We start from the raw sequence: 10,922 nt of genomic DNA, 5'->3' as shown, positions 1-10,922 counted from the left end.
GCTCCCCGCCCGCCGCCGGCCCCCCTCTCCCGCGGGGGGGGGGCGGGGGGGGGGGGCGCGCCGGGGGGGGGGGCCCCCCCCCCGCCCACGTCGTGGTGGAGGAGCGGGGTCGGGAGGGGTCAGGCCAGGGAGACCGGGTGGCGGCCGTGGTGGACGACCATCTCGTCGAACAGGGCGCCGATGTCGAGGGGCGAGCCCTCGGGGAGCCCCCGCGCCTCGGCGTAGCCGCGGTGCAGGTTGGGGACCAGGCGCTCGGCGTCGAGGAGGTCCGCGTACGGTCCGAGGTCGACGTCCCGGGCCAGCTCCAGCGGGGCGATCCCGGCGGCGGCGCCCTCCTCGGCCAGCCGCTGGATCCAGCGCAGGTACGAGGCGTTGGCGTCGAACAGCTCCGGGCCGCCGACCGGCCCGTGGCCGGGCACGACGGTGGTGGCGCCGAGGGCGCGCAGCCGGTCGAGGGCGCGCAGCGAGCCGGCCACGGAGCCCATCACGCAGAAGGGCGTGACGCCGTTCATCACCAGGTCGCCGGTGAACAGCACGCGCTGCTCGGGCAGCCAGGCCACCGTGTCGTCGGTGGTGTGCGCCGCGGGCCCGATGTGGATCAGCTCGACGGGCGTGTCCCCGACGTGCAGGGTGGTGGCGTCGCGGAAGGTCAGCTCCGGCGGCGTGACCTCGATGTCGCCCCAGCAGACCTCGGGCCAGAGGCCGGTCAGGTGCAGGCCGGCGGCCCGCACCATGGCGCGGGTCCGCTCGTGGCCGACGGTGACGGCCTCGGGGAAGACGAAGTTGCCGAAGGTGTGGTCCCCGTGGAAGTGGGTGTTGACCACCGCGCGCGGCGGGCGCGGGGCGATCCGCAGGGCCGCCGCCCGGAGCTGCCGGGCGCGGGCCTCGGTGGCCGCGGTGTCCACGAGGGCGCTGCGCCCGCCGTCGGCGACGATGCCCGCGTTGTTCAGGCACCAGCCGCCCTCGGGCTGCACGTACGCGTGGACGCCGTCGGCCACCTCGGTGACCGTCGCCCCGGGGAGCCGGACCGCGGTCCCGGTCCCGGCCCCGGTCACTGGCCGTCCGCCGGGATGAAGCCCAGCTCCTTCAGCATCGGGATGTAGTTGAAGACGTCGTAGTGCTCGACGATCTTTCCGTCCGCGTCGAAGCGGAGCTCCTCCAGCATGAACCAGGTGACCTTCTTGCCGGTCGGCGCCTTGCCCATGAACTCGCCGAGGTGGGTGGCGGTCACGGTGATGCGCAGGATGACGCGGTCGTCCTCGGAGACGGCGCTCCTGACGTCCAGGTGGAGGTCGGGGAAGGCGGCGAGGCCGCCCTTCATGGCGCCGATCATCTGCTCGGTGTCGACCTGGCGGTCCTCCGAGAAGTGGCGGATCTCGGGGTGCCAGTGGGTGAGGATGCCGTCGAGCTCCCAGCGGTTCCAGGCGGCGGCGCAGTCGAGCGCGATCCGCTTGTTGCGCGCCTGGATCGTCTCCCCGGCGGAGGCGTCGACAGGGGTCTCGGTGAGCGTGGCGGTCATGGGGGTTCCTTTCAGGGGACGAGGACGTACTTGCCGACCGCGCGGCCGTCGAGCAGGGCGCGCAGGGCCGCGGCGGACTCGCCGAGCGGGAGGCGGCCGGCGATCTCGGGGCGCAGCACGCCCCGGGCCAGCAGCTCGTACATGGCTCCCAGGTCGGCGTCGAAGTCCGCGCCGGGCTTGACGTAGTACATCCGCATCCGGCGGCCGCCGGTGCGGCCGAAGAGGCGGGCGAGGGCGTGCATGAGGGTCCGGCGCAGGGCCGGGACGTGCGGGCGGAACCACTGGCCGGGCTCGTAGCCGGCGACGGAGGAGTCGAAGGAGACCAGGGTGCCGCCGGGGGCGAGCACGGCCCAGCCGTCGTCCAGGCCCTTGCCGCCGATGTGGTCGAAGACGGCGGCGACGCCCTCGGGGGCGAGCGCGCGCACGGCCGAGGGGAAGTCGGGGGTGCGGTAGTCGAGGGGCTCCGCGCCCAGCGCGCGCACGGCGTCGTGCTTGGCGGGCGAGGCGGTGCCGATGACGCGCAGTCCGTGGTGGACGGCGATCTGCGTGAGCAGGGTGCCGACGCCGCCGCTGGCGCCGTGGACGAGCACGGTGTCGCCGGGGCGCGCGCCGGAGAGGCGGTGCACCATCTGCCAGGCGGTCACGCCGTTGGTGACGAGGGAGACGGCCTCGGCGGCGTCCAGGCCGTCGGGGACCGGGGCGAGGACCTTCGCGGGGACCTCGACGTAGCGCTGCCAGGCTCCGTAGCGGGGCATGGCGGCGACCCGGTCGCCGGCGCGCCATCCGGTGACGCCCTCGCCGACCTCCGTGACGCGGCCGACGAGGTCGTAGCCGGGGACGAAGGGGAAGCGGGGCGGGAAGGGGTGGAGGTGCTGGAGCATCTGCACCTCGGCGAAGGAGACGCCGGCGGCCTCGACCTCGACGACGACCTTGCCGCGGCCGGCCGAGGGGCGGCCGGCGTCGGTCAGTTCGACGCGCTGCTCGGGCTCGCCGCTGCCGGTCATGGTCACGGAGGGGTTGGCGGGGGCGGGGCGGCCGGTGCCGGCGGTCGCGCCGGCGCCCGTGGTGACGGTCATGCCGCGCTCCGGTCCTGCTCCTGCGGGGCGAAGTCCCCGGCGTGGTCGACGGCCCACTGCGCGAAGGTCAGCGCGGGGCGGCCGGTGACCTTCTCGACCGTGTCCACGGGGACCGGCGGGTTCTCGACGGCGTCGGCGAGGTAGCCGAGGACCATCTCGACGACCGGCGCCGGCATGAAGCGGCCCATCTGCTCGCGGGCCTGGTCGGGGGTGATCTCCTCGAAGGGGATCGTCCGGCCGAGGGCCGCGCCGATGGCCTCGACCTGGTCGGCCTGGGTGATGGCCTCGGGCCCGGTGAGGACGTACGCCCGGCCGGCGTGCCCGTCCTCCAGGAGGGCCGCGGCGGCGACGGCGGCGATGTCCTTCTCGTGGACCAGGACGCGGGGGGCGTTGCCGTAGGGGGCGCGGACGACGCCCTCGGTCCTGATCGAGTGGCCCCACTTCCAGAGGACGTTGGTGGCGTACTCGTCGCCGCGCACGAAGGTCCAGTCGACGCCGGAGGCCTCCACGGCCTTCTCCACGGTGCGGTGGTGCTCGCCGCTGTGGTTGTCGCCGGACTCGTCGAGGACGGAGGAGGACGAGAGCACCACGATGTGGCGCACGCCGGCCTCCGCCGCCGCGGCGGCGACCTCGGCCGCGGTCTCGGGGACCGGGAAGAGGTAGAGCTTCTCCACGCCGCGCAGCGCCTCGCGGACGCTCTCCGGCCTGGTCAGGTCGCCGGCCAGGACTTCGACCTGCGGGGGCAGGCCCGCTGCCTCCGGGTTGCGGGTGAGGGCCCGGACGGGCACCCCCGCGTCCACGAGCTGTGCCACCACGTGGCGGCCGACGGATCCCGTCGCGCCTGTCACCAGAACTGTCACGCTGCTCCACCCTCGTACCACGGTCTCAGCCAGATGAGACTTCTCGGCCAGTTGTGGTGCCAGCGTCGGCCGCCGGGCTGGAGGGGTCCCGGAGGTCCGCTCGACCGCCCTCCTCCCGGCCGTCCTCCGCGCGGTCGGCCGCGCACCGGTCGACGTACCGCTCGACGCCGTCGAGGACGCGCTGGAGGCCGAACTCGAAGCCGCCGTCGGCGCCGAAGCCCGAGCCGGGCTCCTCGAAGACCCCGGTCATCCACACCCGGGTGAGGGTGGGGAAGCGGGTGAAGGGGATGAGGCGCTCCAACTCGGGGCCGGTGCGCTCGAACCACTCCTGGTGGCTCATCCCGCCGCGCCGCTCGTCCTGCCGGCTGTCGGCGTCCTGGAGGGCGGCGCCGCGCACGTAGCCGTTGACGAGGTTGACGACGGCGAGCATGTCGCGCTCGTCGAGGCCGGTCGCGGAGACGGCGCGCAGCACCCCGTCCCAGACGGCGGTCTCGTGGGGGCCCATGAGCATCCGGGAGGACATCAGGGGCGGGACCCAGGGGTGGCGGAGGGCGATGTCGTGGGCGCCGCGGGCGTACAACTCCAGAGCGGCTCTCCACCCGTCCTCGACCCCGTCCAGAGACGGTGATTCGGAGAGGATCTTGTCGAACATGCAGTTGACGAGTTCGGCCCGGCCGTTGACGTAGGTGTACAGCGACATCGTGGAGACCCCCAGGGGTTCGGCCACTTTGCGCATGGAGAGGGCGGCCAGCCCTTCTTCGTCCGCGATGTGGATCGCAGCATCCACGATGCGGTCGACGGTCAGTCCCTGCTTGGGTCCTCGGGCGTTCCTGGCCGGTCCGTGGTAGTCCCGCCACAGCAGCGCCAGGGTGCGCCCCGGGTCCGTCCGGCCCTCGTTCTTACCGCTGTTTTTCGCCATTCCCTTGACATCCCCTCGCCTCGGAGGCACTAGCTCTGTACTCTGTACGAAGTTTCACCGTACGGCATAAAGAGTTTATGCCCTCGCCGATGATCCCCACAGTCCGCAGGAGGCATGAATCTTGTCCGCACCGTCCGTCGAACGCCCGCAGGAGACCGACGCCACCCCGTCGGCGCCGACCGCGAAGGGGAGGCAGGCCCCGGTGAAGGCGAAGAAGAAGTTCGAGCTCAGCCGCAGGGCGCGCAGGCTCACGCTGGCGGTCCACGTCGTGACCGCCGTCGGCTGGGTGGGCCTGTCCCTGTCCATGGTGGTCCTGGCCGTCATGGGCTACACCACCGACGACCCGGCCGTCGCCAAGGGCGTCTACAAGGCGATGTACGTCTTCGACGACACCAGCGTCACGGTCTTCAGCGTCACCGCCGCGCTCTCCGGGATCCTGCTGTCCTGGGGCACCGTGTGGGGCTTCATGCAGCACTTCTGGATCATCGTGAAGTGGGTCATCACCCTCTTCATGACGGTCTTCGCGTGGTTCGTGATCCACCCGATCGTCATCGAGGCCACGAAGAACACGGCCGACGCGGGCCGGGGCACCCCGGAGCCCGGCTGGCCCGCCGAGTTCCTGCTGTGGAGCGTGCCGATGCTGTTCGTCCTGCTCACCGTCGCGGCCGTGGTCTCCGTCTACAAGCCGTGGGGCCGTACGGCCCGCGGCCGGCGGAAGTCCGCGGCGGCCCGGCGCACTCCGGCCGCCCGCGCTCAGGCCGGCCGCACCCCGGCCGCCGACGCCTCAGCCGCCCGCGCCTGAGGCCCCCGCGCCACCGGACCGGTCCGTCCCCCGGGACCCGTCCGGTTCCCCGGCCGGGTCCGGGCCCGCGCACCGCGCGGCCCGGGCCCGGTCGTACTCCGCGCACCAGCCCGCGAGGCTGTCCGCGCGCAGCAGGCCGGTGCCGATCAGGAGCCCGGCGTAGCCCGCGCCGACCAGCGCGGCGGCCTGCTCCGGCCGCCGGATCCCGCTGGCGCTGACCGGGAACCGCGTGCCGGTGGCCCGGACCGCGGGCAGCAGCTCCCCGCTGCGGCCCAGGTCGCCCGCGCCGCGCTCCCGGGTGGCGATGTCCTTGTTGTTGACGGCGACGACGCAGTGCTCGCCGTGCCGCACCGCGGCCGCCTCCGCCGCGTCGGCCACCTCGACGAACGGGGTGAGGCCGAGCTCCAGGGCCTGGCCGGTCAGCCGCTCCAGGGTGTCCCCCGACAGCAGCCCGGCCGTCAGGAGCACCGCCGAGGCGCCCCGCTCCCGCGACCTCCTGAGCTGGCCCCGGCTGGTGATGAAGTCCTTGCGCAGCAGCGGCAGCGCGGTCAGCGAGGCCACCTCGGAGAGCAGCTCCTCGTCCCCGCCGAACCAGCGGCCGGTCACCACCGAGACGCAGGGCGCGCCCGCCGCCTCGTAGGCGGCGACCACCTCCGCGACCGGACGGCCGCCGAGCAGGTCGGCGCCGTCCGCGTCCCGGCGCTTGACCTCCATGACCAGGGGGCGGCGGGCCCCGGCGAGGGCGTCGGTGAAGGCGCTCACGCGACCTCCCCCACCGGACCGGCGAGGCGGTCCGGAAGCCCCCGGGCCGGGCCGGCGGCCCGCCACGCGCGGGCGACCGCCGAGGCGGCGGCGGCGTCGATCCGGCCGGCCGGGCCGCGGGCCGCCGAGTCCACGTCGATGCCGGCGAAGCCGGGCAGCTCCCGGACGGGGGCGAACGGGCCGTGGTTGCCCGCGCGCAGGCCGCCGGCCAGCAGGAAGGGCAGTTCCGTACGTTCGGCGAGGGCGACGACCGCCGCCGGGTCGAGGGCGCGGGCCGTGCTGCCGAGTCGGCCGCCGGGTCCGACGGCGTCGAAGAGGAACAGGTCGGCGCCCGCCCGCTCGTAGCCGTGGAGCAGGCCCTCCTCCGGGCAGCGGCCGGCGCCGTCCACGTGCAGCACCTTGACGATCCGCAGCCCGGGGCCCGCGCCCCGGCGCAGCCGACGCACCACGGACGGCGGCTGGAAGCCGTGCAGCTGAATCCAGGTCACCCGGGCCCCGGTCAGGACCCGCAGCAGGTCCTCGGCGTCGTTCGAGAAGGTGACGAGCACGGGCTCGGTGCGGCCGGTCGCGCGGGTCGCGGCGGCCAGCTCCGTCAGGCGCCCGGCCGACAGCTCGGCCGGGCCGCCGGGCACCGCGTACCAGAGTCCCAGCAGGTCGGCCCCGGCACCGGCGGCGGCCGCCGCCTCGTCCTCGGTGACGGCCCCGCAGAATTTGACCAGCACTACCCGGCCACCGCCTGACGCGCGTCGGCGACCAGCGAGCCGTCGGCGAAGGAGTCGGCCGAGCCGTCCCGGAACAGGCCGGGGTGCGCGGCCCGCAGGTCGGCCAGGACCCGGTCGTAGGGCAGGTCGTCGAACTCCCCGTGGACGCGCAGGAACTCCATCTGCCGGCGGCCCCGCTCGTCGAAGGGGTGGTGCAGGCTGTCGGCCGTGCCGTCGAACTCCAGCGGCGCCATCCGGTAGAGGCGGCACAGCTTCTTGTTGAAGACCGGGGTGGCCTTCACCCAGCGCCCGTCCAGGTGGACGGAGGTCAGGCCGTGGTGGGTGAAGACGTCGCCGCCGAGGAGCCGCTTGAGCCTCTCGGAGGCGAGGTGGTTGCGCACGTCGGTGAGGACGAGCCGGGCCGGGATGCCCAGCGAGCGCAGGGAGGCCGCGTACAGCACGGACTTGTGCAGGCACATGCCGGAGCCGGTGCGCAGCACCTCGCTGGCGCGCAGGCCCCGGCGGGAGAGGTCCGCCCCGTACACCTCGTAGCGGATGCCGTCGCGGACCGCGTGGTAGAGGGCGACGGCGGCCTCGCGCGGGGTGGGGTCGCCGGGCGGCAGCGCGTCGCGGACGAAGGCGCGCACCTCCGCCGACCCGTGGTCGAGGAACTCGGTGGGGCGCAGGGTGTTCGGGTCCATGCTGGGGTGTCCTGTCCGCTTCGGTCGGGGGTCAGAGGCCCAGCAGCGCGGCGAGGCGGTTGCGCTGGATCTCCGAGGTCCCGGAGTAGATGGTTCCGGCGACGGAGTTGCGCAGCTCCTTCTCGATGCCGTACTCGGCCATGTAGCCGTTGCCGCCGAAGATCTGGACGGCGGACAGCGCGGAGGCCACGTTGGCCTCGCTGGTGACCAGCTTGGCGATGGCGATCTCCTCGGTGACGCTCTCGCCGGCCGCCATCTTCTCGGCGGCGCCGTACAGCAGGCTGCGGGAGGTCTCCACGCCGACGCGCATGTCGACGATCCGGTGGGAGACGGCCTGGTTGTCGCCGATGGGACGGCCGAACTGGGTGCGCTCCCGGGCGTACGCGACGCAGCGGTCGAGCCGGCCGCGCATCTCGCCCGCGTTGACGGCGAAGGAGAGCAGGATCTCCCAGCGCATCACGTACTCCATGACCAGGTAGCCGCCGCCGACGCGGCCGAGCACCCGGTCCGCCGGGACGCGGCAGCCGTCGAGGAACAGCTCGCTCAGCGGCGAGGTGCGCAGGCCCATCTTGGCGATGGGCCGTCCGACCCGGAGCCCGGGGGTGTCGCGCTCCACGAGGAACGCGGTGAAGCCGAGCGGGCCGGGGCGGTCGCTGGTGCGGGCGTAGACGACGAACAGGTCGGCGACGGGGCCGTTGCTGACGAAGGCCTTGCTGCCGTCGAGCACCCACTCCCCGCCGTCCCGCCGGGCGCGGGTGCGCATCGCCAGGGCGTCGGAGCCGCTGTCCGGCTCGCTGATGGCGTGCGCGGCGATCAGCTCGCCCGTGCAGATCCGGGGCAGGTACCGCTCCTTGAGCCCGGCGGAGCCGAAGCGCTGGAGCGGTACCCCGGTGCTGACGATGTGGGTGCAGACCGAGAAGTTCAGGCCCGCGTCCCGGCAGCCCTCGCCCAGCCCTTCGAGCACGTACATGGTGGTGAGGAGGTCCTGCCCCAGACCGCCGTACTCCGCGTCGAAGGGCAGGCCGAGGATGCCCGTCCGGGCCAGGACCTCCCACTTGGCCCGCGGGAAGGACGCGGCCGCGTCCTGCTCGACGTGACCGTCGTTCAGGTCCCCGAGGTACGGCCCGAGGCCCTCGCGCAGGGCCTGCTGGTCGGCGCTCCACTTGATCATCCACGTGCTCCTGGGCTGTGCGTCGGGGGACCTGGCCGGTTCGGTGCGCCGGTCCGGCTCAGTACTGGGAGAACTCGGGCGAGTCGAGCCGGTGGCGCTCGTCGCCGCGCAGCGCCGGCGAGAAGACGCAGACCAGGCGCAGGTCCTCGTCGGGGGCGGCGACGAGCCAGTGCGCGTCGTGGTGGTCGAGGGCGTAGAGGGTGCCCGGGGTGATCGGGTGCGCGTTGCCCTCGGTGTCGATGACCTCGCCGCTGCCCTCGATGCAGTAGCAGGTCTCCAGGTGGTTGCGGTACTCCAGGCGGGACCTGGTGCCAGCCCGGACCACGGTGTCGGTCACCGAGTAGCCGACGCCGTCGGACTGGGTGAGGAAGCGGCGGCTGAGGCCGTTGCCCCACTCGACGGCGGTGAGGTCCTCCAGCTTGCGCACGATCATGACGTGGTTCCCTTCTGGGCGGTGGGGGTGGGCCTGGCGGAGGCGGTGCCGCGCAGCTCCCGGACGAATTCCGCGAACTCCCCTACGGGGTCGCGGTGGTGGGCGAGGGCGTCCTCGACGCGGGCCACGCCCGCGCTTCCGACCACCACGGACTGGACGCCGAGCTCTTCGAGCCGGGCGATGTCCCGGGCGGTGCGGACGCCGAAGCCGACGGCGACGGGCGCCGCGGCGGTTTCCTGGAGCCGGTGGACCGTCTCGGCCAGCCGCCGCTCGTCGAGCGGGGCGTCGGTGCCGCTGCGGCCGTAGTGGGCCACGAGGTAGAGGTAGGCGCCGGCGCGGGCGGCGGCGTCGGCCTGGACCAGCGGGCCGGAGACGGCGTAGCAGGTGGTCACCACCGGCAGCCCCGCCTCGCGGGCGGAGTCGTGGTGGGCCTCGCGCAGGCGCGGCGGCAGCCCGTGGAGCAGCAGCCCGTCGCAGCCCGCGTCGGCGGCCTTGCGGGTGAAGTCGGGCAGCGGGGTGCCCTTGACGGTGTGGCTCCAGTCCGCGAGCAGCGCGATCCGCAGGTGGCGCAGCGAGGGCCGGGCGGTGGCCACGGCCGCGAGGACGGCGTCCGCGGTCACGCCCCGGGCCAGGGCCCGGTTGGCGGACCGGCGGACGACCGGGCCGTCGGTGACCGAGTCGGGGAAGGGCACGGCGAGTTCGAGGCAGTCGACCTCGCTCTCGTCGAGCATCGCCAGCAGCTCGGGCAGCAGTTCCAGCGGCGGGTCGCCGGCGTTGAGGAAGAGCGCGAGGCCGGGGCGGCCGGGGCGGCGCCGGGCGAAGAAGGCCCCCGGGCCGGCGGACGGGGTCGGTGCGCCGGGCGCGGCGGACGGGGCGGACGGGGTCGGCGCGGCATGCAGGGTCGGCGCGGCGGGGGCCGCCGGGCCGAGCAGGGTCTCAGACACAGGACACCGCCCGTGAGCGCAGCCGCTCGACGCGCGCGCGGGCCGAACCGTCGTGCAGCGCGGTGCGCGCGGCGGCCAGGGCGGCGTGCCAGTCGGAGGTGAGCCGCGAGGCCACCGCGAGCGCGGCGGCGTTGAGGCAGACGGTCTCCTCGGCCACCGGGTCGCCCTCACCGGACAGCAGCGCGAGGAAGCCCTCCACCACCCGCTCGTCCCCGCCCGCGGCCTGGCGCAGGTCGCCGAGGTGGCCGGGGCGCAGCCCGAGCGCCTGCGGGCGCAGGGTGAACTCGTCCTCGCCGCCGTCCTCGTAGCCGAACACCCGGTTGGCGGAGAAGCCGATCAGCTCGTCGGCCTCCAGGTCGTTGGCGCAGACCCAGACGGTGCGCCCGGTGCGGCGCGCGGTGTGCTCGGCGGCCTGCCGGACGGCGGGCAGCATCCGCGGATCGGAGACCCCGGTGAGCTGCGCGGTGACCGGCACGCCGGACAGGAAGGGGCCGAGGACGTTGACGAACCGGCCGATGTCGCGCATCCGCAGCGGCAGCACGAGCCCCGCGAGCCGGGCCACCTCGGCCGGGTAGACGAAGTTCCCGGCGAAGGCGATGCCCTCCCGCTCCAGGACCTCGTGGGTCTCCTCGTACGAGCCCGTGAGGCGGATCCCGAGCAGTTCGAGCAGGTCCACCGAGCCGTAGCCGCTGGTGAAGGCCCGCGAGCCGGTCTTGACCACCTTCGCGCCCATGGCGGCGGCGGTGAACGCGGCCGCGGTGGAGACGTTGAACGTACGGGGTCCGCCGCCGGTGCCGACGATGTTGACCGTGCCGTCGAAGCGCAGGTCCAGCGGGGCCCGGCGCTCGTCGAGGGAGTCGAGCAGCGCGGTGAGGGTGGCGCGTTCGGGCACGGCGGTGGAGAGGGAGGACAGCAGCGCCACGGCCTCGCCCCGGCGCAGGCCCCCGTCGTGGAGCCGGTCCCAGAAGGACCGCCAGGTCTGCCGGTCCACCTGTCGGCTGCCGCCGATGAGCGCGGTCAGGGCCTCGTGCATG

At 74.5% G+C, this 10,922-nt stretch carries 13 protein-coding genes; 1 reads left to right on the top strand and 12 read right to left on the bottom strand.

Translation table 11 applies throughout. The features are described 5' to 3' along the window. Window positions 1-119: 119 nt before the first annotated feature. From ACWGSR_RS35185 to ACWGSR_RS35165, 5 genes are read right to left on the bottom strand one after another with little or no spacing between them, the layout of a single operon-like run. Window positions 120-1,055 (bottom strand): MBL fold metallo-hydrolase, encoded by a 936-nt coding sequence (locus ACWGSR_RS35185; RefSeq protein ID WP_453573010.1) that lies wholly within the window; start codon window positions 1,053-1,055, stop codon window positions 120-122. After that, window positions 1,052-1,519 carry an ester cyclase gene (locus ACWGSR_RS35180; RefSeq protein WP_376243531.1) on the bottom strand — a complete coding sequence of 156 codons (468 nt, stop codon included), beginning with the start codon at window positions 1,517-1,519 and terminating at the stop codon, window positions 1,052-1,054. Before ACWGSR_RS35180 ends, ACWGSR_RS35185 begins: the two co-directional genes overlap by 4 nt. An 11-nt stretch (window positions 1,520-1,530) precedes the next feature. Continuing rightward, complete coding sequence (locus ACWGSR_RS35175) at window positions 1,531-2,595, bottom strand: zinc-binding dehydrogenase (RefSeq protein WP_453573006.1); 1,065 nt, start codon at window positions 2,593-2,595, stop codon at window positions 1,531-1,533. Further along, entirely contained in the window at window positions 2,592-3,455 is an 864-nt protein-coding gene (locus tag ACWGSR_RS35170) for an NmrA family NAD(P)-binding protein (RefSeq protein WP_366379201.1), read from the bottom strand. Before ACWGSR_RS35170 ends, ACWGSR_RS35175 begins: the two co-directional genes overlap by 4 nt. Before the next feature lie 25 nt (window positions 3,456-3,480). Continuing rightward, the gene (locus ACWGSR_RS35165; protein WP_376243524.1) at window positions 3,481-4,374 is read right to left on the bottom strand and encodes a TetR/AcrR family transcriptional regulator; all 894 of its coding nucleotides are present in this window, start codon (window positions 4,372-4,374) and stop codon (window positions 3,481-3,483) included. Window positions 4,375-4,495: 121 nt separating this feature from the next. On the opposite strand from ACWGSR_RS35165, the gene ACWGSR_RS35160 reads away from it, so the two are divergent. Then, the gene (locus tag ACWGSR_RS35160; RefSeq protein WP_376243522.1) at window positions 4,496-5,176 is read left to right on the top strand and encodes a DUF2269 domain-containing protein; all 681 of its coding nucleotides are present in this window, start codon (window positions 4,496-4,498) and stop codon (window positions 5,174-5,176) included. On the opposite strand, the gene ACWGSR_RS35155 is transcribed toward ACWGSR_RS35160, so the two are convergent. Genes ACWGSR_RS35155 through ACWGSR_RS35125 form a run of 7 tightly spaced genes read right to left on the bottom strand, consistent with a single transcriptional unit; the run spans window position 5,159 to window position 10,921 of the window. Next, entirely contained in the window at window positions 5,159-5,938 is a 780-nt protein-coding gene (locus ACWGSR_RS35155) for an indole-3-glycerol-phosphate synthase (RefSeq protein ID WP_453573001.1), read from the bottom strand. The genes ACWGSR_RS35160 and ACWGSR_RS35155 overlap by 18 nt on opposite strands. After that, on the bottom strand, window positions 5,935-6,660 hold the full coding sequence (gene trpF / locus ACWGSR_RS35150) for a phosphoribosylanthranilate isomerase (RefSeq protein WP_453572998.1): 726 nt from the start codon (window positions 6,658-6,660) through the stop codon (window positions 5,935-5,937). Before trpF ends, ACWGSR_RS35155 begins: the two co-directional genes overlap by 4 nt. Further along, on the bottom strand, window positions 6,660-7,340 hold the full coding sequence (locus tag ACWGSR_RS35145) for a transglutaminase-like domain-containing protein (protein ID WP_453572995.1): 681 nt from the start codon (window positions 7,338-7,340) through the stop codon (window positions 6,660-6,662). Before ACWGSR_RS35145 ends, trpF begins: the two co-directional genes overlap by 1 nt. Before the next feature lie 31 nt (window positions 7,341-7,371). Next, window positions 7,372-8,511: an acyl-CoA dehydrogenase family protein gene (locus tag ACWGSR_RS35140; protein WP_453572992.1), complete on the bottom strand. Its 1,140-nt coding sequence runs from the start codon at window positions 8,509-8,511 to the stop codon at window positions 7,372-7,374. A 58-nt stretch (window positions 8,512-8,569) separates the two neighbouring features. Then, window positions 8,570-8,944 (bottom strand): ectoine synthase, encoded by a 375-nt coding sequence (locus tag ACWGSR_RS35135; protein ID WP_376243509.1) that lies wholly within the window; start codon window positions 8,942-8,944, stop codon window positions 8,570-8,572. Continuing rightward, window positions 8,941-9,888, bottom strand: coding sequence for a tryptophan synthase subunit alpha (gene trpA, locus ACWGSR_RS35130; protein WP_453572988.1), 948 nt, complete (start codon window positions 9,886-9,888; stop codon window positions 8,941-8,943). The genes ACWGSR_RS35135 and trpA overlap by 4 nt, the downstream gene beginning before the upstream one ends. Next, entirely contained in the window at window positions 9,881-10,921 is a 1,041-nt protein-coding gene (locus tag ACWGSR_RS35125) for an anthranilate phosphoribosyltransferase (protein WP_453572985.1), read from the bottom strand. The genes trpA and ACWGSR_RS35125 overlap by 8 nt, the downstream gene beginning before the upstream one ends. Window position 10,922 lies beyond the last annotated feature (1 nt).

Source organism: Streptomyces sp. NPDC055632 (assembly GCF_053618675.1).
The sequence above is the reverse complement of the archived record's forward strand: the minus strand, read 5'-3'. Positions and strand labels throughout refer to the sequence as shown.

Excerpts from the sequence above, each read along its gene's own strand:
- ACWGSR_RS35140 (WP_453572992.1), bottom strand. The coding sequence starts at position 8,511 with ATGATCAAGTGGAGCGCCGACCAGCAGGCCCTGCGCGAGGGCCTCGGG.
- ACWGSR_RS35175 (WP_453573006.1), bottom strand. The coding sequence starts at position 2,595 with ATGACCGTCACCACGGGCGCCGGCGCGACCGCCGGCACCGGCCGCCCC.
- ACWGSR_RS35165 (WP_376243524.1), bottom strand. The coding sequence starts at position 4,374 with ATGGCGAAAAACAGCGGTAAGAACGAGGGCCGGACGGACCCGGGGCGC.
- ACWGSR_RS35135 (WP_376243509.1), bottom strand. The coding sequence starts at position 8,944 with ATGATCGTGCGCAAGCTGGAGGACCTCACCGCCGTCGAGTGGGGCAAC.
- ACWGSR_RS35145 (WP_453572995.1), bottom strand. The coding sequence starts at position 7,340 with ATGGACCCGAACACCCTGCGCCCCACCGAGTTCCTCGACCACGGGTCG.
- ACWGSR_RS35180 (WP_376243531.1), bottom strand. The coding sequence starts at position 1,519 with ATGACCGCCACGCTCACCGAGACCCCTGTCGACGCCTCCGCCGGGGAG.
- ACWGSR_RS35125 (WP_453572985.1), bottom strand. The coding sequence starts at position 10,921 with ATGCACGAGGCCCTGACCGCGCTCATCGGCGGCAGCCGACAGGTGGAC.